Here is a 23,143-nt window from a genome sequence, read left to right as displayed (position 1 = left end):
CGGCCGCTCCATTGCCCGGTTATCCGAATTTCCCGTTCCCGCCATGCCCGATTCCAATCGCTATGACGTTCTCATTCGCGGCGGCGCCGTCGTCGACGGCACCGGCGCGCCGCGCCGCCAGGAAGACCTGGCGTTGCGGGATGGCCGCATCGCCGCCATGGGAGACCTGCGCGACGCCGACGCCCGTCATACCATCGACGCGCAGGGCCTGATCGTTGCCCCTGGCTTCATCGACAGCCATGCGCACGACGACTACGCCGTCATCGAAACGCCGGACATGGCGTTCAAGGTGCTGCAAGGCGTGACGACGGTGGTCAACGGCAACTGCGGCCTGAGCCTGGCGCCCCTGGTCACGCGGGAACGGCCACCCGCGCCGCTCGACCTGCTCGGAGACGCATACCACTACCGCGACTTTGCAACGTATCGGGCCGCCGTGGACGCGGCCGACCCTGCCGTCAATGTGGCCGCCATGATCGGCCACTCCACATTGCGCGTGCGCCACATGGCCGATCTTCAGCGCGCGGCGACGCGGGCGGAGATCGCCGCCATGCGCGCCGACCTGGCCGATGGCTTGCGGGCAGGGGCGATCGGGATGTCTACCGGCACCTTCTATCCGCCGGCCGCCCACGCGCCCGCCGAGGAAATCATCGAGATCGGCACGCCGCTGCGCGAGCTGGGCGGGGTGTACGCGACGCATCTGCGCGACGAAGGCGACGAGATCCTCGAGGCCATCGAAGAGTCGCTGCGCATCGGCGCGGCCCTGCAGGCTCCCATCATCTTTTCACACCACAAGCTTGTCGGTACGCGCAACCACGGCCGTTCGGAAGAGACGCTGGCGGTGCTGGCCCAAGCGGCGGCGCGTCAGCCGCTATGTGCGGACTGCTACCCCTATGCCGCCTCGAGCACCATGCTCCGGCCGGAACGCGTGGAGATCTGCGACCGCATCATGGTGGCGTGGTCGGCACCGCACCCCGAAGCCAGCGGGCGCGACCTGCGCGAGCTGGCGCGCGAGTGGGGCTGCAGCGCGCGCGAGGCCGCGGAGCGTCTGCTGCCGGCAGGCGCGGTGTACTTCATCATGGACGAAGGCGATGTCCGGCGCATCCTGAGCTGGCCAGAGACAATGGTGGGCTCGGATGGGCTGCCCAAGGATATCCGGCCGCATCCCCGGCTGTGGGGCACCTTTCCCCGCGTGCTGGGCCATTATGCGCGGGACGTCGGCTTGTTCAGCCTTGAGGCCGCGGTGTACAAGATGACCGGCCTGACCGCCGCGAAGTTCGGCTTGAGCGGGCGCGGTGTCCTCAGGGCGGGGAACATCGCCGATATCGTCGTTTTCGACGCCGCGCGCATCGCCGACACGGCGACTTTCGATGCGCCGGAGGGCGCGCCCCTGGGTATCGAGTACGTCTTGCTGGGCGGGCGGATGACCGTCGCCCACGGCACGCCGACCGGGGCCCGCGGCGGCCGCTACATCGGACGCAGCGCCTAGCGAGGCACTGTGCGGGCGACACTGATCAAGCGCGTACCGGCCCAGCGATCGTGCAGGAACTGGCCCTGGGGATCCAGCCATGAACCGGCGAAGATCGCGAAGGGCGCCGCCACGATGAACATCAGCGTGGCCGGCCAGTGCGACAAGAACGCAAGCCCCCAGATCAGGCCGGCGGCGGCCAGGGGCAATATCCAGGACAGCACGTAGCGCAGCACCAGCCGCGGCAATCCGGGCGCGCCGCCATTGCGGTCCACCAGCCGGATATGCCAGGTCTTCATGGGAAGCGTCTGGCCCGAGCGTCGCCAGCACAGGACGAAATACGCGCCCACGGCGAGGAACAGCCATGTCTGCCGGGCGTGACGGAGCATCAGCGCGTTGCGGCTCTGCGTCAGCGTGTCGAACAGGTAGCCCGCGAGAAAAACCACGCCGAACAGCAGCACGGCCTCGTACATCATGCAGGCGAAACGGCGCAAGCGCGGCGGGGCGGGGGGGGCGGACAGGTCGGTCATAGCGCCGTATTATCCGCTACCGTGACGCGATGCAGGCGGGCTGGTCCGACGCCGGACCGGACGCCGGAAATCCAGGCAAAAAAAAGCCCGCCCGAAGGCGGGTTTTAAAAGGGGCTTGTGCAGCCCCCAAGGGGAACTAAACCAAATTTGCGTCAGGATGCCTGGCGCGGCTTGCCTGCTCTATCAGGCGCGGACGGCTTCGCCGTTGGGGCGCGATGCCGACGCGCGCAGGGAGCGGGCGAGTTTGGTGATCATCTTTGCCAGCGCGCGGAACGGGCGCGGGCGGAATTGTTCTTCAATGGCCTGACGCATCAATTCGCGTTCCAGTTCGTCGGTCAGGCGCAGCGGTTCACGTTCGTTCACGATAATATCCTGAGTGCCAAAAGCAAGCGGCGCGTTCCATCCGTCTGGTACTACTTGCTGCGCACGCTCTAGGGGATAACCCGGATTATAGGGGTTAACCCTAGCGTGAGCAAGTCGTGAAAAAACCACATCCTACGGATGGCCCATGCAGCCCTCCGGCAAGCGGGGCATAAAACGGGGCCGCATGGGGCCGCTCGCCGCTACAATTTCCGCATGGACACCCCGGCTCCCTCGCTTCCCGCCCCCTGGCGCATTGCGCCGGTGGGTGACCGGTGCCTGCTGGTCCGTCTTGCGGACACGGTGGACGCGCAGGCGAACCGGCGGGTTCTGGCGCTGGCGGCAAATCTGCTGAGCGATCCGCTGGAAGGCGTCATAGACGTCGTGCCGGCTTTTACGACCGTCGCGCTGCACTATGTCCCCACGCCCGCGCCGGACGGCAGCTCTCCCTACGAGCGGCTTGCCGCCCAGCTTGAAGCGCGCTTGCGCCGAGGTATCCCGGCCATCGACATCGGCGGGCGGGTGGTCGAGGTTCCGGCCTGCTACGGCGGCGAGTACGGGCCGGACCTGGAACAGGTCGCCGCCCGTTGCGGCCTGTCGCCGCAGGAGGTCATTCGCCGCCACGTCGAGTCGCCGCTCGTGGTGTACACGTTTTTCTTCGCGCCGGGATGTCCCTTCGCGGGCGGCCTGGACCCCGGCCTGTCGGTGCCGCGCCGGCCCACCCCTCGTACGGAAGTGCCGCCGGGATCGGTGGCGATCGCCAACGGATTGTCGATGATCTATCCGCTTGCCATGCCGGGTGGCTGGAACCTGATCGCCCGCACGCCGTGGCGCCTGTTCGATCTGCTGCAGGACCCGCCGGTGCGGTTGCAGCTGGGCGATCGCCTGCGCTTCGTCCCTGTGTCGCCGGCTGAATTCGCTCGCATTGAGCAGGCGGGCTAGGCGCACCATGCAGCGAAAACGCGAACCCGTCCGGCACGCCTGTGTCGTCCTGAAGCCCGGCGCCTGGTCGCTGCTGCAGGATCTTGGCCGCTATGGACATCAGCGCTACGGCGTCCCGGTCAACGGCGTGATGGACGAGTGGGCGCACCGCGTGGCCAACATCCTGGTGGGCAATGCCGAAGGCGCCCCCACCCTGGAATGCACGCTGACGGGACCGGCGCTCCGATTCACGGGCGAGCGCCTGATCGCCCTGGCGGGGGCCGACATGGGGGCGACGGTGGATGGCTTGCCGGCGCCCTTGCATCAGCCCTTGCTGGTGCGCGCGGGCGCCACGCTGCAATTCGGCGAACGGCGGCGTGGCGCCCGCGCTTATCTCGCCGTGCGCGGCGGATTCGATGCGCCGCCGGTGATGGGCAGCGCCAGCACCTTCGTGCGGGGCGGATACGGCGGCTTCCAGGGGCGCGCGCTGGCCGCCGGCGATCGCCTCCCTTTGCGGGATGCCGACTTCGGCTACCCGAACGCCAGACGGCTGCTGGTGCAGTGCGGGCTGCCTTTTGTCAGCGCGGCGCAGCTCGAACTGCCGGAGCGCGAGGGCGGGCTGGACGTTCTGCGTGCGATGCCGGGCCCGCAATGGGAAGCTTTCACCGCCGAGGCGCGCACGTCGTTTTACGGCGGGGACTTCCGGATTGCGGCGCAGTCGGACCGGATGGGGTATCGGCTGGAAGGGCCGCGCCTGGCGCTGGCCCAGCCGCTGGAGATGATATCGGAGGCGGTATCGTTCGGGACGGTGCAGGTGCCGCCCGATGGCAATCCCATCGTACTGATGGCGGACCGGCAGAGCGCCGGCGGCTATCCCAAGATCGCGTATGTGGCCAGCGTCGATCTGCCGCTGCTTGCACAAGCGATGCCGGGCGACACGGTGCGTTTCGCGCCGGTCACGCTGGCGCAGGCGCAGGCGCTGTACCTGGCGCGCGAAGCGGCGTTCGCGGCATTGCGCGATCGTGTCGCGGCAGCCATGGCCGGGGGCGCCCTGGGTCAGGAGGCCGGGCTGCGCTTGTCCCGATAGCTGGCGCTCACCAATTCGAATCCGAACAGCCGGCAATCGAGCGGCCCGTTGTGCAGGGGGATCCTGCGCAGCGGCTTCAAGCGCATCTGCTGCGGCAGCGTCATGTCGCTGGAAATCGCGTGCACCTGCCAGCCGGCAAAATTGCGTTTCAGGCACGCGGCCCAGTCGCGCCACAAGCTTTCATCGTGCCCGGACTGCAGTCGCTCGCCATAGGGGGGATTGGTGACGATCCATCCGGTGTCCGCCGGCGCGGCAAGCGTGCGCGCATCGCCGACTTCGAAACGGATGGCGTCTTCGGTCAACCAGGCGCGCTCGGCGTTGCGCCGGGCGTGCTCGATCGCCTGCGGATCGATGTCATAGCCGAACAAAGGCGTTTCCAGGCGCGGCGCAATATGTGCGCGCGCGTCCTCCTTGATGTCCTGCCACCGGCGCGCGTCGTGGTCGCGCAGGCGCTCGAAAGAAAAGGGACGCGCGATCCCGGGCGGCACGCCCAGCGCAATCCATGCGGCCTCGATCAAAATCGTGCCGCTGCCGCAGAAGGGGTCCAGCAAGGGCGCGCCGGGATCCCAATCGGCCAGGGCCAGCATGCCCGCTGCCAGGTTCTCGCGCAGCGGCGCTTCACCCTTGTCCAGCCGCCAGCCGCGCTTGAACAGCGACTCCCCGCTGGTATCCAGGTATAGCGTCGCCGTGTCGACGGTCAGGAAGGCGTGTACGCGCGCGTCCGGGCGGACGGTGTCGATATCGGGGCGCGCGCCTTCGCGGTCCATCAGCCGGTCGCAGATGCCGTCCTTCACGCGCAGGTTGCAGTATTGCAGGCTGCGCATGGGGCTTTTGATCGCCGAGGTATCCACCCGCAGCGTGCGCTCGGCGCCGAACCAGCGTTCCCAGGGGGTAGCGTAAGCGAGGTCCAGCAGATCGTCTTCCGTTTGAACCGGCGCCTGGGCAACCTGAACCAGGATACGGGTGGCCAGCCGCGAATAGAGGTTGGCCCGTTGTACGCCGGCCCAATCGGCGCTGAAGTGCGCCCCTGCGCGGCCCGCGCGCGCGTCGTCATAACCGAGGGCGCGCAGTTCGACGGTCAGGGCTTCTTCCAGCCCCTGGGGGCAGGGCGCGAACACCTGGAAGCGTTCTCCGTCGCGAGACGCGCTGCCCCGGGCACGCCGAGGCGCGCGCTCCGGGCGCTGCGCGAAACGGGCGTTGGCGTCCTCATTGTTCGCAGGAGACGGCGCAGATGCGGTGTCGCTTCGATGCGGACGTGCGGGGCCGGATCGGGATGAACGACGCTCATCGCGCTTGTCGCGCGCTGGTGGATCGCCCGGGCCAGCCGCCGGGGGGGCGGGTGCCGTGTCCAGGCGGGCCGCTTTGTCGCGCTGCTTTTCCTGCTGCGCAACGTGGCGGGCGCGGCCGCCGGCGCGCTTGCGCTTGTCGGCTTCCTGGCGCCGGGCGGCATCGTCGGGTCGCCGGGCGAGGGTGAGCGTTTTACGCGGGCGTTCGGAATCGTCAGCGGACATGGGGCGGATGGGGGATGGCTAGAAAGGCTTGACGACCACGAGCGCCACGACGATGAAGAGCAGCAGCACCGGGATTTCGTTGAACCAACGATAGAAAGTATGGGAGCGGGTATTGCGGCCCTGCTCGAACTTGCGCAGCATGACGCCGCAGGCGTGATGGTAGCCGATGATCAGGAGCACGAAGAACAGCTTGGCGTGCATCCACCCATTGCCCGGGCCCATGCCGATGCCATAACCGATGTAGAGCCACAGACCGAATATCACCGCGACCACCGCGAGCAGGGTGGTGAAACGGAACAACCGCCGCGCCATGCCGAGCAGGACCGTGCGCGCCGCGGCTTCGTCGTGCTGAGCAAGGTTGACGTAGATGCGCGGCAGGTAGAACAGTCCGGCGAACCAGGATGCGATGAAAACGATGTGCAGGGTCTTGATCCAGAGCATGGGCCGCCACCTTCGGAAAAAGGGGCATTGTAGCGGCCGCATCCCGCTGGCATCCGGCGCGCGCGGCGCCAGGACGGTTTCATGTCCGCCAGCGCGCCGGCCGCCGCCGGCTCGTGCTTGTCCGCGTCCGGCCCTGCCGCTCAACCGCGCAATTGCCCTTCGCCGGTCAGTACCCACTTGTACGTGGTCAAGCCTTCGAGCCCCACGGGGCCGCGGGCATGCAGGCGGTTCGTGGAGATGCCGATCTCCGAGCCCAGTCCATATTCATAACCGTCGGCGAACACGGTGGGCAGATTGACATAGACGGAGCTGGAGTCGACCTCGCGCTGGAATCGCTGGGCCGCACCCAGGTTTTCCGTGACGATGGCATCGGTGTGGCCCGAGCCCCAGCGCGCGATGTGGGCGATGGCGTCATCCAGGGTATCGACGATGCGCACCGCCAGGATGGGCCCCAGGTATTCCTCGGCCCAGTCCGCGTCCGTGGCCGGGCGCGCGGCCGGCACCAGCGCCTGCGTGCGCGGGCAGCCGCGCAGTTCGACGCCATGCGCGATCAGCGCCTCTGCAAGGCGGGGCAGCACGGCGTTCGCGATGCCTTCGTGCACCAGCATCGTTTCCATCGATCCGCACACGCCATAGCGATACGTCTTCGCGTTGAATGCAATGGCATGGGCCTTTTCGGGGTCCGCGTCCGCGTCGATGTAGACGTGGCAGTTGCCGTCAAGGTGCTTGATCAGCGGAACGCGAGCCTCGGCGCTCATACGCTGGATCAAGCTTTTTCCGCCGCGCGGCACGATGACGTCGATGTATTCGGTCATGGTGATGAGCTTGCCCACGGCGGCACGGTCGGCGGTGTCGACCACCTGCACGGCGTGCTCCGGCAGGCCGGCCGTTTCCAGCCCCTGCCGGACGATGCGGGCCAGCGCCAGGTTGGAGCGCAGCGCTTCGCTGCCGCCGCGCAGGATGGCGGCGTTGCCGGACTTCAGGCACAGGGCCGCCGCGTCGATGGTTACGTTGGGACGGGATTCGTAGATGATGCCGATAACGCCCAGCGGCACCCGCATTTGCGCCACGCGCATGCCGTTCGGGCGCACCGTGGTGGGACCGATGCTGCCTACCGGATCGGGCAGGGCGGCGACCTGTCGCAGACCCTCGGCCATCAGCGTCAGCGTGCGCTCGGACAGCGTCAGCCGATCGAGCAGCGCCGGGCTCAGTCCATTCGCGCGGGCGGCCTCCAGATCCTGTTCATTGGCGGCTTTGAGCGTGTCGCGGTTTTCCGCGATCGCTTCTGCCATCGCTGTCAGGGCGCGGGCTTTCGCGGCGCCCGTGGCGCGCATCATTTCGCGCGCGGCGCGGCGGGCGTTCTCGCCCAGCGCGAGCATGGCTTGTTCGACGGTCTGCGTGGACATGGCAATCAGTGATGAGGGGACGGCGCCGGCCTGGCAAGCGTCATCCGTGTTTTCGTAGCAATGTGGCGGTCTGCCCGTATGGGTTGGTCCCGGCGGGGACGCGAAGCGCTAGTGTATCTGTTGCCCTGCGCTCATGCCTCGCGGCGGCCTGCGGCGGCCACGCGCAGCGCCAGCCGCGTCATCTCTTCCCAGGGGTCGGCGAGACGGCCGGGCACCGGCAAGCCCTTGATGATGCGGTCGACGTCATGCGCGTGCTGCACCGCCGCCGGCCACGCGCGGGGAGGTACCCGCGACAGGGCCTGCATCGCGAGTCTTTCGTGCGCGCCGAAGATGCGCAGGCGGCGCATCATCGCGCCGGCATCCTGGCCGCCGGCGCGCGCCTGCGCAACGCGCGCCAGGATGCGGATTTCCTCGCCGACCGCCCACAGGACCAGGGGCAGGGCTTCGCCTTCCGCCCGCAGGCCGTCCAGCATCCGCACCGTGCGGGCGACGTCGCCCGCAAGCATGGCATCGCGCAATCCGAAGACGTCATAGCGGGCCACGTTCAATACGGCGCGCTCCACCGCTTCGGCTTCCAGCGGGCCTTCCGGGTAAAGCAGGCCCAGCTTCTGGATTTCCTGGTGCGCCGCCAGCAGATTGCCCTCGACCTTGTCCGCCATCCATTGCAGCGTCGCGGCATCGGCGCGCTGGTTCTGGCGCGCCAGACGTTCGCCGATCCATGCCGGCAGGCGCCCGCGTTCGATCGTCGGGATGTCGACCATGATGCCGCGGGCGAGCGCGGCCGCCCATTTGCTGTCCCGGGTGGCCTTGTCCAGGCGGGGCAGCCCCACCACGATGAGGGTGTCCGGGTCGCCGGCGCCATCGGCCTGCTCGGCAAGCTTGATCAGGGTATCGGCGCCGGTCTTGCCCGGTTTGCCCGTGGGGATCTTCAGTTCCAGCAGCCGGCGGTCGCCGAACAGCGACACCGTCTGCGTGGCCGCGAAGACGGCGCTCCAATCGCTGCGCGCGTCCATCACCATGGATGTGCGCTCGGTATAGCCGGCCGCGCGGGCGGCCGCTCGCAGGGCGTCCATGGCTTCGGTGACCAGCAAGGGTTCGTCGCCGCTGATGGCGTACAGCGGCGCCAGACGGCCGCCCGCGCGCCGCAGGTGTTCGGCGAAGCGGTCGGCGTCCAATGACTGCGCCATCGGGTATGCCCCCGCGGCCTAGTAGTTTTCCAGGCCGGGCGGCCCGTTGGTGATGTTGGGCGTGCGCCAGGGTTCCGGCACCTGCGCCGGCTTCGGCGCATTGACGTCGTACACCGGACCTTCTTCGTCGCCCGGCTTCTGCTGCGCCGCTTTTTCCGCAGCTACACGCACCTCGGGCGCCGTCAGGCGGCGCACGATGCGGCTGACGAGGCTCTGCTCCATGCTGCGGAACAGCGTTTCCGCCTGGCCCTGGTTGGCCTGCACGAATTGATCGTTGTACGGCATTTCGCGGTAGGCCTCGAGCGTGGTGTCGGGCAATAGCGGCCGGCCTTTTGCGTCGATCACGCGAAAACCGAAGATCAGGGCAAGCTCGTATTCTTCGACACGGCCCTGCGCGTTGAGCGATACCTCGCGCATGGAGCGCGAATTGGCGATCTGCTGCAACAGCGCTTCAGCCTGCTTCGGGTTCTCGACGATTCTGGTGTCCGGCGAAGCGGCCTTGATGGCCCGTCGCACTTCGGCGCCGAAGCGGCTGTTTTCCGGGATGCCGACGTAAAGCGTGTCGAAGGGCAGCGGCGTGGTGCCGCGCATCTGGAAGCCGCAGGCCGCCAGCATCATGAGCAGCGCCAACCCGGCGGCGCGCAGCGGCCAGCCGCCGATACGTCGCTGCACCGACCGGGTACGGATGACTTGCCTGGCGAAATGCATGCGGAACCTCATTAGCCTACGACGTTGACCAGTTTGCCGGGCACCACGATAACGCGTTTCGGGGGCCGGCCTTCCAGGAAGCGCGCGACCGCCTCATGCGCCGCGGCCTGCGCTTCGATCGCTTCGCGCGGCGCCTGCGCCGGCACGCGCAACGCGCCGCGCAGCTTGCCGTTGACCTGCAGCATCAGCTCGATCTCGTCGGCGATGAGCGCCGCCTCGTCGACCTGCGGCCACGGCGCGTCCAGCAGGTCGCCATAAAGGCCGGCGTAGCCCAGATCGCTCCAAAGCTGCCATGTGATGTGCGGCACCACCGGATAGAGCACCCGCAGCAGCACGCCGACGGCTTCCGCGCGGGCCGCAAGGGCCGCCGGGTCGCCTTCCGGCAGGGCCGCGCCTTCGATGGCATTGAGCATCTTCATGCAGGCCGACACCACCGTGTTGTACTGGATGCGCTCGTAATCGTAGTCGGCCTGCTTCAGCAGCGTGTGGATTTCACGCCGCAAATCCTTGGCGGACGCCGGCGCCGCGCGCCAGTCGATGTCCTTGGCGGCCAACCCCGCCTGCACGGCATCCCGATGGGTCCAGGCATAGGACCACAGGCGGCGCAGGAAACGGTTGGCGCCCTCGACGCCGGAGTCGGACCACTCCAGGGTCTGCTCCGGGGGGCTGGCGAACATCACGAACAGGCGGGCCGTGTCGGCGCCCAGCGTGTCGATGAGCGACTGCGGATCGACGCCGTTGTTCTTCGATTTCGACATGGTGCCGACGCCGCCGTAGGTGATCTCGGAGCCGTCGGACTTGCGGCGTGCGCCGATGATCGCGCCCTTGGCGTCGTAGACGTTCTCGACTTCGTCGGGCCAGAAGTATTCGATGCCGCCGTGTTCCGTCTTGCGCGAGTAGATGTGGTTCAGCACCATGCCCTGGCACAGCAGGCGGGTGAAGGGTTCGTCGAACTTCACCAGGCCCAGGTCGCGCATGACTTTGGTCCAGAAGCGCGCGTACAGCAGGTGCAGCACGGCGTGCTCGATGCCGCCGATGTACTGGTCCATCGGCATCCAGTAATCGTTGCGGGCGTCCACCATGGCATTGTCGTTGCCCGGCGAGGTGTAGCGCATGAAATACCAGGCGGAGTCCACGAACGTGTCCATGGTGTCCGTCTCGCGCCGCGCGGGCTTGCCGCATTTCGGGCACGAGCAGGACAGGAAGGGCTCGTGCTTGGCCAGCGGGTTGCCGGAGCCATCGGGGATCAGGTCCTCGGGCAGCACCACCGGCAGGTCCTTTTCCGGCACCGGGACCGGGCCGCAGTCCGCGCAATGGATGATGGGGATGGGCGTGCCCCAGTAGCGCTGGCGCGAGATGCCCCAGTCGCGCAACCGGTAGGTGGTTTGCTTTTCGCCCAGGCCCAGGCCGGCCAGGTCGGCGGCAATGGCGTCCACGGCATCCCTGCTGGACAGGCCGTCGTACTTGCCGGAGCGGATCAGCCGGCCGTTCTGCTTGTCGGCGTACCATTCCTGCCATGCGTCGGTGGAATAGGTCTTGCCGTCGACATCGACCACTTGGCGGATTTCCAGGCCGTACTTGCGAGCGAACGCGAAATCGCGTTCGTCATGGGCGGGCACGCCCATGACGGCGCCGTCGCCGTAGCTCATGAGGACGTAGTTGCCGACCCAGACTTCCACCGGTTGCCCCGTCAGCGGGTGCGTCACGCTAAGCCCGGTGCGCAAGCCTTCTTTTTCGCGTGTCGCCAGTTCCGCCTCGGTGGTGCCGCCGAGCTTGCAGCGCTCGATGAAGCTGGCCAGCTCGGGGTTGCCGCGGGCAGCCAGGGTGGCCAGCGGATGTTCCGGGGCGACGGCGCAGAAAGTGACGCCCATGATAGTGTCGGCGCGCGTCGTAAAGACGAAAAGCTTGCCGTCCTGCACCAGCTGGCCGGTCTCGTCCCGGATATCGTGCGGGAACGCAAAGCGCACGCCTTCGCTCTTGCCGATCCAGTTTTCCTGCATCAGCCGCACGCGCTCGGGCCAGCCGGGCAGGCCGGTCCTGACCTGCTCCAGCAGTTCCTCCGCATAGTCGGTGATGCGCAGGTAGTAGCCCGGGATCTCGCGTTTTTCGACCAGGGCGCCGGACCGCCAGCCGCGGCCGTCGATCACCTGTTCGTTGGCGAGCACGGTCTGGTCCACCGGGTCCCAGTTCACCACCTGCGTTTTACGGTAAGCGATGCCCTTTTCCAGCATCTTCAGGAACAGCCACTGGTTCCATTTGTAGTACGCCGGGTCGCAGGCGCTCATTTCGCGGGACCAGTCGATCGCCAGACCCATCGCCTGCATCTGCTTCTTCATGTAGGCGATGTTGTCGTAGGTCCATTTGGCCGGCGGCACCTTGGACTTGATGGCGGCGTTCTCGGCCGGCATGCCGAAGGCGTCCCATCCCATGGGCATCAGCACGTTGTAGCCGCGCATGCGCAGCTGCCGCGCCATCATGTCGTTGATGGTGTAGTTGCGGACATGGCCCATGTGCAGCTTGCCGCTGGGGTAGGGCAGCATGGAACACGCGTAGAACTTGGGCTTTTCGGCCCCGCTGGCGTTGAGGGCGTGCTCGCTGACGCGGTAGGCGTCGCGCTCGCGCCAGGCCTGTTGGGCGGCGGCTTCGACGGCGTTGGGGGTGTAGCGTTCCTGCATGGGCTGGATGGGGTCGATGACAAATGGGGGGCCGGTCCGCGGCGCTGGCGGCGGACGGTCGAAGCTCGGGATTATAGATTCTTGCTATGCGTGCGTCGGGGCGGCGCCGTTTTCCGCCACGCGGGCGGCCGGCGCCAGCGTGCCGTACGACAGCGACAGCACCCCCAGACCCGCGCCAAGCAGGATCACGCCCTGCCAGCCGGCGTGGGCGTAGGCGAAGGCGGATGCCGACGAGCCGAAGGCCCCGCCCAGGAAATAGGCGGTCATATAGCCGGCGGTAAGCCGGCTGCGGGCGTCCGGACGCAGGCGGTAGATGCAGCTCTGGTTGGTGACCTGCAGGCCCTGCGCGGCCAGGTCCAGCACCACGATGCCGGCCAGCAGGGCGGTCAGCGACATGCCGCCCAGCGCCAGGACCGCCCAGGACCCGAGCAGCAGCCACAACCCTGCCCGGGTGCAGCGGTTGATGTAGCCGCGGTCGGCCAGCCGGCCGAAACGCTTGGCCGCGATGGCCCCGGCCGCGCCCGCCAGGCCGAACAGGCCGATTGCAGCCTCGGAATAGCGGTACGGGGGATTGGCCAGCAGAAAGGTCAGCGATGTCCACAGTACGCTGAACTGTGCGAAGACGAGCGCGCCGATCAGGCTGCGCGCGCGAAACAAAGGTTCTTCGACCATGAGCGTGGCGATCGAACGAAGCAGCGCGCCATAGCCCATGACGGTATGGCCCGGATGGCGCGGGAGCGCCCGCCAGAGCGCGGCGGCAAGCCCCACCAGCAGCACGGCGGCGACCCAGTAGACAGTGCGCCAGTCGCCGATGCCGGCCAGCGCGCCCGCGGCGGTGCGGGCCAGGAGAATGCCAAGCAGCAGGCCGCTCATGATGGTGCCCACCACGCGGCCGCGCTCATGGGCCGCGGCCAGCGTGGCCGCGAACGGCACCATGATCTGCGCGCACACCGCGGTCAGGCCGGCCAGCGCGGTACCGGCCAGCACGATGCCCACATTGGGTGCGAGCGCGACCAGGGCGACGCCCGCGGCGGAACATAGCGTCATGCCGACGATCAGCGCGCGCCGCTCGAACAGGTCTCCGAGGGGCACCAGGAACAGCAGGCCTGCTGCGTAGCTCAATTGCGCGGTGGTATTGATCGCGCCGGCGGCGCTGGTGGAAAGACCGAATTCGAGCCCGATGATGTGAAGCAGCGGCTGGGCGTAGTAGTTGCTGGCAACGATCAGGCCGGTGGCGACCGACATCAGAAGCACGATGCGCGGCGTCAGCGGTGAATGCGAGGCAGGGTGTGTCATGGCTGCGGGATCATAACAGCACGCGCGACGAAAACCTGGCCTGAAACGGGCCCGACGACGCCGTGCCAACGTGGCGCCCCGTGCGTTTCCTTGGATGCGCGCGGGCCCTGGCGGCACCTTCTACAACGCGCGGTAAGCAGTGCTGATCATTGCTGTGCAGGCCTGCTGCCATGCCCCGCCGATGGCGGGACGCGCAACGGGCACGTGCGTTGCGACGCCGCGCCCGATCCAAACCATTGATTACCCATTACCGACAGGGGGCCGACATGACCGACAACCAGGACCAGAAGGACAAGCGTAAGCCGCGCGGTTTCGCCGCGATGGGGCCGGAGTTCCAGCGCGAGATCGCGGCGCAGGGAGGCCGGGCCGCACATAGGCTAGGCAAGGCGCACCGCTTCACGTCACAAGAGGCGCGCGCCGCCGCGACGAAACGCCATGCGGCGCGCAATGCGCAACGTGCTGGCGAAAGCGCAGCGGCAACGGCCGAACAGGGCGAGGACCGCTGACACCTCCAACAGGGCGCGCCCGAGGGCGCGGCCCAAGCACATGGCGCGGCGCTGGCAGGGCGCCGTGCGCAATCAAGGTATGGGAAGCTTCAGCGTCCGCGATCCCGGATCGGCCTCCCATCCCGTTACCGCGAATTCGCGTGCTTCCATATAGCCTTCGGCATTGAAGCGGACGTGGGTCGGAACCCATGAAATGTCCGCCAGGCGCGGCACGTCGATGCCGCGCACGATCAGGTAGCCGGATTCCGTGCCGTCGTCCCGCGACGGCGGAATGTCGCTGGGCGGCTGCCAGGATACGCTTTCGCAGGCCAGAGCGGCCTGGCGGTCCGGTTGTCCAATTTCGCGCTGGACCAGTTCGATTTGCGTGACCTTCCAGTTTTCCACGGTGGTTGTCCGGGCGCATGCCCGCTCGAGTTGATGACTGCCGCAAGGCGGCAATCCGTGTACCCGGGCACACCGTTCGTCCTGGCGCGGACAACGCACGCCGACGCAATCCGTTGCGGTCACGGCCCCGGGGCGCCCGCGCCACGCGTATGCCTGCGGGAGAGCGTGGGCGGAGCCGGGTCCCGGCATGGGGGACGGCGCTCAGGGCGGGCCGCTGGCATACCGCCCTGGCGCGATTTAATATCCGCGCCATGGAAAATCTCCCGACTTTGCACGGCGACCTGCCCCCGACATGCCGATAGCCAAGCAGAACACACAAGCCAATCTCGCCTATCAGGAGTTGAAGAAGCGCATCCTGATGGGGTTTTTCGGCGCGAGCGACCGCCTGCGCGAAATCGAGGTCGCCGAATTGTTGAACCTGGGGCGCACGCCCGTGCGCGAGGCCCTCAAGCGCCTGGAGGACGAGGGGCTGGTCACTCACGAGCCGCGGCGCGGCCTGGTCGTAACGTCGTTGGACCAGCAATCCGTGACCGAGCTCTATGCCATGCGCGAACTGCTCGAGGGCGGTGCCGCCCGGTTCGCGGCCAAGCACGCCAGCGAGGCCGAGATCGACAATATGGCGCACATCCTCCAGGAAGGGAGGCAGGGCGGCGATCCCGTCGCCGCCAACCTGGCGTTCCATCAGTCCATCTATGGCGCCGCGCACAACAAGTTCCTGATCCGGGCCCTGCAGTCGCTGACCGATTCCACCTATCTGCTCGGGCGCAGCACGCTGGAAATGCCGGGCCGTCCGGAAGCCGCTCACGGCGAGCATCAGGCCATCTTCGAAGCCATTCGCGACGGCGATCCCGCCCGCGCGGAACAAGCGGCGCGCGAACACATCCGCAACGCCTTGCTGGAGCGGTTGAAGATCCTGCGCGCCAAGCAGTCGCGCGACGCCTAGCGTCGACAGGCGCTGGCACCGGCAGGCCGCGCTTCAGTCGTACAGGGGGCGCGGGTTTTCGCGCAGGATCCGTTCGCAAGCGGTGTCGCCGACCGCGTCGCGAACCAGTTTCAACAGTTCGCCGTAAGCCATGGGTTGCCCATGGGCGGGCTCGAAGAACCATGTGTGCGGCCAATCCGAGGCCCATACGATCCGGTCGGGATAACGCCGAGTCAATTCGCGCAGCAGTTCGCCGAAGTGCTCGGGCCAATCGGCCTGGGGATAGCCGTAGCGGTAGAAGCCCGAGGCCTTGACCCAGACCCGGCCGCTGTCAAGAAGGCGGAACAGGGTATCGCGCGCGGCTTCGAAGGCCGGTCCATCGGCGGCGCCTCCAAGATGGTCCACCACCATGTCGGGACCGTCATGCGCGACGATGTCGAGCAGATCCTTCAACGATTCCGGCGCGACGAAGAATTGGGCATGCCAGCCCGCGGCGCGCAGCCTGGGCGCAATCGCGCGATAGCCTTTCATGCCATTGCCGCCCCCCGACACCGCGTTGAACCGCATGCCGCGCGCGCCTTGTTCGCGCCAGGCGGCCAACTGGGCTTCCGTGGCATCGTCCGGGACGACCAGCACGCCGCGCGCGCGACCCGCTGCGTGCCGCAGGGCTTCCAGCAGCAGGCCGTTGTCGTGCCCGTATACGCTGGGCTGCACGAGCACGAAGCGATCGATGCCGTGCGGCGCGCCTGTGCGGGCCAGGTCTTCGAATGTCCGGACGGGCGGAACGTACCCCGCGCCCGGGACCGTTGGCCGGCGGCCCGGGTCGTCGAAAACGTGGGTATGGCAGTCCCAGGCAGGAAGGCGGGAAGGGGTCATCGCATCGTCTCCGCGGCAGGTTGGCAGGCTCAATCCAGCCGGACGCCGGTTTCCTTGATGATTTCCTGGTAGCGGGCGCGCTCGGCGCCCAGGAATTGCGTGAACTGCTCCACGCTGTTCTGTTTGACGACCGCGCCTTCGGCCTCCAGCCGGCCGCGCGTTTCGCCGTCCGCCAGGATGGCGTTGACTTCGCGATTCAGCGCGTCGATCACTTCCGCGGGGGTGCCGCGCGGCGCGAACAGGCCGCCCCACAGGCTGAAAGAGAATCCGGGCAGCCCCGACTCCGCCACGGTGGGGACCTGGGGCAGCGCGGGCGAGCGCTCCAGCGTGGAAACGGCGATGGGCTTGAGCGTGCCGCTCTTGAAGTGCGGCAGCACGCCCGGGGCGCCGGAAAAGAACATGTCCACATGGTTGCCGAGCAGATCGCTCAAGGCGGCGCCACCGCCCTTGTAAGGCACGTGGGTCAGCTTGGCGCCGGTCTTCAGGGCCAGCGCGGCGGCGGCGAGATGGCCCGGGGTGCCCGTGCCGGAAGACGCGTAGTTGAACCCTTGGCTGCGCTGTTTGCTCTGGGCGACCATTTCCTGCACCGTATTGAAGGGGGCCGAGGGATGGGCGGACAACACCAGCGGCGAGTCGCCCACCAGGACGATGGGGACCAGGTTTTCCGGTTTGTAGTTGAGCGTGCGCGACAAGAGCGGTGTGACCACGATTTCGCCGGTCTGCCCGAGCAGCAGCACACTGCCATCGGCGGGGGCGTCGGCCACGTAGCGGGCGCCGATGGCGCCGCTGGCGCCGGGGCGGTTTTCCACGATGAAGGTTTGTCCTAGGCGTGCGGTCAGCCGCTCGGCGATCAGTCTCGCGAATACGTCGCCGGAGCCGCCCGGCGCGTAGGGCACGATGATGCGGACCGTTTTATCGGGGTAGGCGGCGGCCGCGAGGGGCAGGCCGAGGGCGGCGGCGCAGCAAGCCGCTGCCAGCCAGTGGCGGCGAGTCCGGGAAAATCGCTTCATGTATGTCTCCTTCGGCGGCGCGATGGCTCGCCGATCGATGGCGTCCGGTTATCTTCGCCCGCTGCGGCGCCTGCCAGCGTTATGGCGTCCAATTTATATATATTTTTGCATACAAAACTGCGATCCGTATGGAGGGCGCTTTGGCCGATCGCAGGTGGCGGAGCGGACCACAAGACCGAAGCGTGGCAAACGCGAAGCACGGTAGCGTTATCATCGACGATTCAGCGACGCATCGCCGCCGCGAGCCGCCGGCATGCCGTAGCGGCGCGGCGAACGTCCCAGGGATCATAGGAGAGAGAGTGTGAGTACAGCGATTACCGGAGAGATCCTGATCGGCCAACGCGCCATCGATAACGGCCAGCGCAGTCTGAAGGCGGTGAATCCGGCGACGGGCGAAACACTGTCGCCGGACTTCGCGGTCGCCGGTCCGGCGGAAGTGGAGCAGGCGTGCGTGGCGGCCTGGGCCGCCTTTGACGCATACCGAGAGACGTCGCTGGAAGCGCGGGCCAGATTCCTGGAGACCATCGGCGATCGCATCATGGACCTGGGTCAGGCGCTGATCGATCGCGCCGTCGCCGAAACCGCGTTGCCGGCGGGCCGCATCGAGGGCGAGCGCGCCCGCACCGTCGGCCAGCTGCGGCTCTTCGCGCAGGTGGTGCGTGCCGGCGAATTCCTGGACGTGCGCATCGATCCCGCCATGCCGGATCGCCAGCCCCTGCCGCGGCCCGATCTGCGGTTGCGCAACGTCGCGCTGGGTCCGGTCGCCGTATTTGGCGCGAGCAATTTCCCGCTGGCGTTCTCGGTGGCAGGGGGCGATACCGCGTCCGCGCTGGCGGCAGGCTGCCCGGTAGTGGTGAAGGGGCATCCCGCCCACCCCGGCACGGGCGAGCTGGTGGGCCGGGCGATCCAGTCCGCGGCGCGTGAATGCGGCATGCCGGACGGCGTGTTTTCCCTGTTGCTGGGCGGCGTCGAAACCGGCGCCGCGCTCGTGCAGGACGCGCGCATCAAGGCCGTCGGTTTTACCGGCTCGCGGGTGGGCGGACTGGCGCTGGTGGACATTGCGTCCAAGCGTCGCGAACCGATTCCGGTTTTCGCGGAAATGAGCAGCATCAATCCGGTCTTTCTGTTCCCGGCCGCCCTGGCCGCTCGCGCGGAAGAGCTGGGCAAGGCCTTTGTCGGTTCGCTGACGATGGGCGCGGGCCAGTTCTGCACCAACCCAGGCATCGTCGTGGCCCTGGAGAGCCCGGACCTGGACCGCTTCCTGAAGGCGGCGGATAGCGCGTTGTCCGCCTACGTGCCAGGCGCCATGTTGACGCCCGGCATATACGGCGCCTACGAAAAAGGGGTTCAGGCCCTGGAGAAGGCCGACGGCGTGCAGGTGTGCGCCCGCGGTACGGTGGGAGAGGGGCCGAACCGGGGACGGGCGGCGATCTTCTCCACCTCGGTCAGCAACTTCCTGGCGCAGGAAGCCCTGCAGCATGAGATATTCGGCGCGTCCAGCCTGGTCGTACGTTGCAAGAGCATCGAGGAAATGCGGCAGGTCGCGGAAAGCGTCGAAGGCCAGCTGACCGTCACCCTGCACCTGGAAGAGTCGGATTACGAGCTGGCGCGGGGGCTGGTCCCGGTGCTGGAGCGCAAGGCCGGGCGCATCCTGGCCAACGGCTGGCCGACCGGCGTCGAAGTCGCGCACGCCATGGTCCACGGCGGCCCGTTCCCCGCAACGTCGGATAGCCGCTTCACGTCGGTGGGGACGCTGGCGATCCGCCGCTTCCTGCGCCCCGTCAGCTATCAGAGTCTGCCGGCGGCGTTGCTGCCGGAATCGCTGCGCGCTGAAAACCTGTCGCGGCTGCCGCGCCTGGAGGACGGCAAGCGCCTGCTGCCCTGAGCGTTGCCCGGCGTTGCGCCCCGGGCGCGTGCGCGGCGCCGCCATCTGACCGCATGGGCCCGAGCCGGGCGGCGCTTAGCGGGCAAGATCCGGCGCCGGCGGATGCCCTGGGTTGACCGGGTCGGGCCAGACCGGCACGGCATCGGTCCGCGTATCCACGTCCGGCCGGACAGCATTGATGCGGGGCCCCGGCGCCGCCGTCTGGCCGGCCGCTGTGCCATGCGGCTCGACCGGACCGCGGCTCCCATCCTTGGCCTCGATGGCTGCAGGCCGGGCAGGAACGCCCTGTCCCGGGAGGGCGGCGTCCCGATCGCCTTTGCGGTCTTCGCCGGCGGGGCGCGCCGCGCGCAACCGTGCGGTCAGCGCCGTATCCGGCTGCTTCGCCGGCAGCGCGGCGGGAACGCGGTGTCCCGCGGTTGCAGATGCCGGCGCCGAGTGTGCCGCCTCATTCGCGCCGCCGGCCGCGTCATTCGCACGTCCGCCCGCATCGTTCGCGCCCGCAGAAGATTCACTGGCGCGGCCAGCGGCGCCGTTCGATTCTGCAACCGTCCCGTTGCGCCTTGGGCCGTGCGTCTCCGCTGCCGCATCCCGATTTCCGGACGGCGATTTCGTTGCCGTGTCGCGCAGCCTGCGGATCTGTTCGTCCAGCGGCTGCAGACGCGTGCCGCTGGCGTAGACGAAACGCTCCATCCCGAGCTGCCCGCCGCCGTGGCCGGTGTAGCCCAGATAGGTCCCCAGCGTCGATTGATGATCCAGGTTGCGGTATTCGATGGCGCCGAAAGGCGTGGGCACTTTCAGGCGCGGGAACGCCGAAACCAGGGCCTCGCGGTCGGCCGTCCCAGCCTGTCTGAGGCCCTCGGCGATGGAGCGCAGGGCCACGTAGCCCAGCACCGAGGCGGCGCCGGGCGGTTCGCCATAACGATCGCGATAGGCCTGCACGAAGGCGGTATGTTCGGGGGTGTCGATGGCGTCGCGCGGATAACCCGTGATGATCCAGCCATCCGGCACCGGCGTGTCGATGGCCGCCAGGTTTTCCGGGTCTCCCATGAAGAGCGACACGACCGCCATCCCGTCGAACAGATTCTGCGTTTGTGCGGCGCGCAGAAATGCCGCCAGCTGCTTGCCTTCGAGCATGGTGAACAGGGCATCCGGCTTGGCGGCGGCCAGCGCCTGCACCGCGGCGCGCGCATCGGCCGTCTGCGGCGCCACGGCCTGCTCGGCGACGAATTCCGTTTTCGACTGGAAGGTCCGCATCAAGCCTTTGAAGGCCTCCGCCGTGGCCCGATCCGACTCGGTGTCCTGGCGAATCACGGCCCAGCGCAGCCTGCGCAGGCCCAGCGCCTTCGGCGCGACGGCGGCGGCCTGCATCCAAGCAGCGGGACGCAGGCGGAACGTGTAGCGGTTGCCCTCCTGCCATGTCAGGCGCTGGGTCAGCGGCGCGACGGCCAGGTACAGTACCTTGGCATCCAACGCATAACGGGAAAGGGCCATGGCCACTTCGGACGAGTAGCTGCCGAACAATGCCACGGCCCCATGCCGTGCCACCAGCGCCTGGGCGGCGCGCACCGCCTCATCGGGCTGTCCACGGTCGTCGCGCGAAACGACGGCCAGCTTGCGGCCCAGTACGCCCCCTTCGGCATTGATTTGCGCCAGCGCCAGCGCCCAGCCGCGCCGATAGGGCTCGGCGAATCCCGGCAGCGCCCTGTAGGTATTGATTTCGCCGACCGTCAGCGGTTTTTCGTCCAGGCTTTTCTGCGTGCGACGGGTCTCGGCCGCCGCGGCGGCCCCGGCTTGGGCATATGCCGGGAGCGCCACGCACGCGAGCATCGCAACCAGCAGGATGGCCGGCGCAAACAGGCCAAGCCCATGCGGACCGGATGGACGAGGGCCGGCGGCATCGCGACGGATGGACGTCTGCCCGAAAGGCAGCCGGGCTGCGAGACGAAAAAAAACCGACATCGCTGTCGGTTTTTCTTCAAGCAGGCTCGAATTCATGCGGGCGCTCGCGTGCAGGTTCGCGTGGCGTCGGCGCACTCGGCCAGCGATGCGGCTGAACCGATCACTTGAGCTTGGTTTCCTTGTATTCGACGTGCTTGCGCGCGACCGGATCAAACTTCTTGATCAGCATCTTTTCCGGCATCGTGCGCTTGTTCTTGGTCGTGGTGTAGAAGTGACCCGTGCCGGCGGTGGACTCCAGCTTGATCTTTTCGCGGTTGCCTTTGGCTGCCATGTCGTACTCCTGGATAGTGTGAGGGCGGGGGCGGCTTAGATGGCTTCGCCGCGGGCGCGCAATTCGGCCAGAACGGCTTCAATGCCCTTCTTGTCGATGGTGCGCAGCGCCTTCGTGCTGACACGCAGGGTGATCCAGCGGTTTTCGCTTTCGACCCAGAAACGGCGCGATTGCAGATTGGGCAGGAAACGACGCTTGGTCTTGTTGTTGGCGTGGGAAACGTTGTTGCCCACCATCGGGCGCTTGCCCGTCACTTGGCATACGCGTGCCATGATTGCACCTTTGATTCAATGCTCGCCGCGTATGGTTCGAAAGACGGGAGCTCAGCCGCCGGCGCCCTGCCGGCCATCCCGTATTTCACGGATGTGGTTCCGGGCGTAACGCATTGCCTGGCAATGCCTGCGCCGGAAACCAGTGCTTGTGCCCGCCGCCCCTTCGACTACGCATCGGCGGGGTGGAAGTGCCCGGCTACAAAGCATAGTAGCTGGCACGGGTAATCGTTTGGGTTTCGTTGGTGTACGTGGATCCGTGGACGCGATTGCCTTCCGCCGGAAACACGTAAGCCTGCGATACTACTATGAATGCAACTGTCAGGTCAAGTGGCAGCGCGGGCGGCTCGTCCGGATAGCCAGGACAGACAGGCACAGGCCGCCAGCACGGCGGTCAGGGGCAGGGCGCTGTCGCTTTGCCACAGGCTGACGCAGAAGCCCGCCAATGCGCCGCACGACAGCTGCAGGGTTCCCAGCAGCGCCGACGCCACGCCCAGGCGGCGGCCTTGCTCGGACAGCGCCAAGGCGGCGGAATTCGGGTTCACGAAGCCCTGGCTCGTCATGTAGCCGATCAGGCACACCATCAGCAGCGGCAGGGTCATCCAGCCCGCCAGCGTGAGCAGCACCGCGACCAGGCTCGCCGCGGCCAGCGTATTCAAGGCGCGCCGTTGCAGCGTCCGGGGCGTGTGACGGCGCAGCAGGCGCGCGCTGACCTGCGAGCCGCCGATCAGCCCGGCGGCATTCAATCCGAACAGCAGGCCGTAGTGTTGCGGGTCCACGCCGTACAGGTCGATGAAGACGCGCGGCGAACCGACGATGTAGGCGAACATGCCCGCCTGCCCGAATCCGCCGGCCAGGCTGTGCGCCATGAAGCCGCGGTGGCGCAGCAGGTCGCGGTAATTGCCGGCGATCGTGCGCCAGTGCAGGCGCACCACCCGTTCGGGCGTCAGCGATTCCTTCATGATGAAAAGCATGGCCGCCATGAGCGCGACGCCGGCGGCCAGCATCAGGCCGAAAATGCCGCGCCAGCCCGTGATCAAGAGCAGCTGCCCGCCGATCAACGGCGCGAGGATGGGCGCCAGCCCCATGATGAGCAGCAGCAGGGACATTGCGCGCGCGGCGTCCTGCGTCTCGTAGTGGTCCCGGATGACGGCACGCGGAATGACGACGCCGGCGGCGCCGCCCAGGGCCTGCACCGCGCGCCATACCGTCAGGCTATGGATGTCCACCGCCAGGGCGCATCCCAGCGATGCGACGACGTAGAGGGACAGGCCCACCAGCAGCGGCGGCTTGCGTCCGTAGCGATCGGCCAGCGGGCCGTAGAAGATCTGCGCGGCCGACAGGCCGATCAGATACGCGGCCATGGTGCGCTCCACATCGCCCTGACCGACATTGAGGCCGGCTGCGATGGCGGGAAAGGCGGGCAGATAGAGATCGATCGAAAACGGGCCTATCGCGGTCAGAGCGCCCATGA

Annotated in this window: 22 protein-coding genes; 6 read left to right on the top strand and 16 right to left on the bottom strand. The window is 67.8% G+C overall.

Annotated features, from left to right (window positions below; all coding sequences use genetic code 11):
- Positions 1-43: 43 nt before the first annotated feature.
- On the top strand, positions 44-1,486 hold the full coding sequence (locus tag CAL13_RS14550) for an N-acyl-D-amino-acid deacylase family protein (RefSeq protein WP_086072773.1): 1,443 nt from the start codon (positions 44-46) through the stop codon (positions 1,484-1,486).
- On the opposite strand, the gene CAL13_RS14545 is transcribed toward CAL13_RS14550, so the two are convergent.
- The gene (locus CAL13_RS14545) at positions 1,483-1,995 is read right to left on the bottom strand and encodes an RDD family protein (protein WP_086072772.1); all 513 of its coding nucleotides are present in this window, start codon (positions 1,993-1,995) and stop codon (positions 1,483-1,485) included. The genes CAL13_RS14550 and CAL13_RS14545 overlap by 4 nt on opposite strands.
- A 183-nt stretch (positions 1,996-2,178) precedes the next feature.
- The gene (locus CAL13_RS14540; protein ID WP_420042456.1) at positions 2,179-2,361 is read right to left on the bottom strand and encodes a hypothetical protein; all 183 of its coding nucleotides are present in this window, start codon (positions 2,359-2,361) and stop codon (positions 2,179-2,181) included.
- A gap of 210 nt (positions 2,362-2,571) precedes the next feature.
- On the opposite strand from CAL13_RS14540, the gene pxpB reads away from it, so the two are divergent.
- Both pxpB and CAL13_RS14530 read left to right on the top strand, forming a co-directional pair.
- A complete protein-coding gene (pxpB, locus tag CAL13_RS14535) occupies positions 2,572-3,297 on the top strand; it encodes a 5-oxoprolinase subunit PxpB (RefSeq protein WP_086072771.1) in 726 nt (241 codons plus the stop codon).
- A gap of 7 nt (positions 3,298-3,304) precedes the next feature.
- Entirely contained in the window at positions 3,305-4,363 is a 1,059-nt protein-coding gene (locus tag CAL13_RS14530) for a biotin-dependent carboxyltransferase family protein (RefSeq protein ID WP_086058023.1), read from the top strand.
- Here the strand turns inward: CAL13_RS14530 and CAL13_RS14525 are convergent.
- The 7 genes from CAL13_RS14525 to CAL13_RS14495 all read right to left on the bottom strand — a co-directional run bounded on the left by CAL13_RS14525 (position 4,333) and on the right by CAL13_RS14495 (position 13,587).
- Positions 4,333-5,874: a THUMP domain-containing class I SAM-dependent RNA methyltransferase gene (locus CAL13_RS14525; protein WP_086072770.1), complete on the bottom strand. Its 1,542-nt coding sequence runs from the start codon at positions 5,872-5,874 to the stop codon at positions 4,333-4,335. The two genes, CAL13_RS14530 and CAL13_RS14525, sit on opposite strands and share 31 nt — an antisense overlap.
- Positions 5,875-5,892: 18 nt before the next feature.
- Positions 5,893-6,315, bottom strand: a complete 423-nt coding sequence (locus tag CAL13_RS14520; protein ID WP_086072769.1) for a CopD family protein — start codon at positions 6,313-6,315, stop codon at positions 5,893-5,895.
- Between the two features lie 140 nt (positions 6,316-6,455).
- Entirely contained in the window at positions 6,456-7,721 is a 1,266-nt protein-coding gene (locus CAL13_RS14515; protein WP_086072768.1) for a glutamate-5-semialdehyde dehydrogenase, read from the bottom strand.
- A 131-nt stretch (positions 7,722-7,852) separates the two neighbouring features.
- On the bottom strand, positions 7,853-8,908 hold the full coding sequence (gene holA, locus CAL13_RS14510) for a DNA polymerase III subunit delta (protein ID WP_086072767.1): 1,056 nt from the start codon (positions 8,906-8,908) through the stop codon (positions 7,853-7,855).
- 18 nt (positions 8,909-8,926) lie between these two features.
- On the bottom strand, positions 8,927-9,616 hold the full coding sequence (locus CAL13_RS14505; protein ID WP_086058019.1) for an LPS-assembly lipoprotein LptE: 690 nt from the start codon (positions 9,614-9,616) through the stop codon (positions 8,927-8,929).
- Positions 9,617-9,627: 11 nt separating this feature from the next.
- On the bottom strand, positions 9,628-12,291 hold the full coding sequence (gene leuS / locus CAL13_RS14500) for a leucine--tRNA ligase (RefSeq protein WP_086072766.1): 2,664 nt from the start codon (positions 12,289-12,291) through the stop codon (positions 9,628-9,630).
- Between the two features lie 84 nt (positions 12,292-12,375).
- The gene (locus tag CAL13_RS14495) at positions 12,376-13,587 is read right to left on the bottom strand and encodes an MFS transporter (protein ID WP_086072765.1); all 1,212 of its coding nucleotides are present in this window, start codon (positions 13,585-13,587) and stop codon (positions 12,376-12,378) included.
- Between the two features lie 266 nt (positions 13,588-13,853).
- Between CAL13_RS14495 and CAL13_RS14490 the strand changes: the two genes are divergently transcribed.
- A complete protein-coding gene (locus CAL13_RS14490; protein ID WP_086058016.1) occupies positions 13,854-14,093 on the top strand; it encodes a KGG domain-containing protein in 240 nt (79 codons plus the stop codon).
- Between the two features lie 72 nt (positions 14,094-14,165).
- Here the strand turns inward: CAL13_RS14490 and CAL13_RS14485 are convergent, their stop codons facing one another.
- The gene (locus tag CAL13_RS14485) at positions 14,166-14,477 is read right to left on the bottom strand and encodes a hypothetical protein (RefSeq protein WP_086072764.1); all 312 of its coding nucleotides are present in this window, start codon (positions 14,475-14,477) and stop codon (positions 14,166-14,168) included.
- A 292-nt stretch (positions 14,478-14,769) separates the two neighbouring features.
- On the opposite strand from CAL13_RS14485, the gene CAL13_RS14480 reads away from it, so the two are divergent.
- Complete coding sequence (locus CAL13_RS14480; protein WP_086058014.1) at positions 14,770-15,420, top strand: GntR family transcriptional regulator; 651 nt, start codon at positions 14,770-14,772, stop codon at positions 15,418-15,420.
- A gap of 33 nt (positions 15,421-15,453) precedes the next feature.
- Here CAL13_RS14480 and CAL13_RS14475 read toward each other — a convergent pair whose 3' ends face one another.
- Together CAL13_RS14475 and CAL13_RS14470 are read right to left on the bottom strand one after the other, a co-directional pair.
- Complete coding sequence (locus CAL13_RS14475; RefSeq protein ID WP_086072763.1) at positions 15,454-16,275, bottom strand: amidohydrolase family protein; 822 nt, start codon at positions 16,273-16,275, stop codon at positions 15,454-15,456.
- 29 nt (positions 16,276-16,304) lie between these two features.
- Positions 16,305-17,285: a Bug family tripartite tricarboxylate transporter substrate binding protein gene (locus CAL13_RS14470; RefSeq protein ID WP_086072762.1), complete on the bottom strand. Its 981-nt coding sequence runs from the start codon at positions 17,283-17,285 to the stop codon at positions 16,305-16,307.
- Positions 17,286-17,586: 301 nt separating this feature from the next.
- On the opposite strand from CAL13_RS14470, the gene CAL13_RS14465 reads away from it, so the two are divergent.
- Entirely contained in the window at positions 17,587-19,170 is a 1,584-nt protein-coding gene (locus CAL13_RS14465; protein ID WP_086072761.1) for an aldehyde dehydrogenase (NADP(+)), read from the top strand.
- 75 nt (positions 19,171-19,245) lie between these two features.
- Here CAL13_RS14465 and CAL13_RS14460 read toward each other — a convergent pair whose 3' ends face one another.
- The 4 genes from CAL13_RS14460 to CAL13_RS14445 form a co-directional block, all read right to left on the bottom strand.
- A complete protein-coding gene (locus CAL13_RS14460; protein ID WP_086072760.1) occupies positions 19,246-21,165 on the bottom strand; it encodes an ABC transporter substrate-binding protein in 1,920 nt (639 codons plus the stop codon).
- Between the two features lie 64 nt (positions 21,166-21,229).
- Entirely contained in the window at positions 21,230-21,400 is a 171-nt protein-coding gene (rpmG, locus tag CAL13_RS14455) for a 50S ribosomal protein L33 (RefSeq protein ID WP_086058009.1), read from the bottom strand.
- Positions 21,401-21,435: 35 nt separating this feature from the next.
- Positions 21,436-21,672, bottom strand: coding sequence for a 50S ribosomal protein L28 (gene rpmB, locus CAL13_RS14450; protein ID WP_086058008.1), 237 nt, complete (start codon positions 21,670-21,672; stop codon positions 21,436-21,438).
- 323 nt (positions 21,673-21,995) lie between these two features.
- Complete coding sequence (locus CAL13_RS14445) at positions 21,996-23,141, bottom strand: multidrug effflux MFS transporter (protein WP_086072759.1); 1,146 nt, start codon at positions 23,139-23,141, stop codon at positions 21,996-21,998.
- Between the last annotated feature and the right edge of the window lie 2 nt (positions 23,142-23,143).

The sequence above is a fragment of the Bordetella genomosp. 9 genome, assembly GCF_002119725.1.
Classification (GTDB): Bacteria; Pseudomonadota; Gammaproteobacteria; order Burkholderiales; family Burkholderiaceae_B; genus Bordetella_C.
This window is presented reverse-complemented; position numbering and strand designations above follow the sequence as displayed.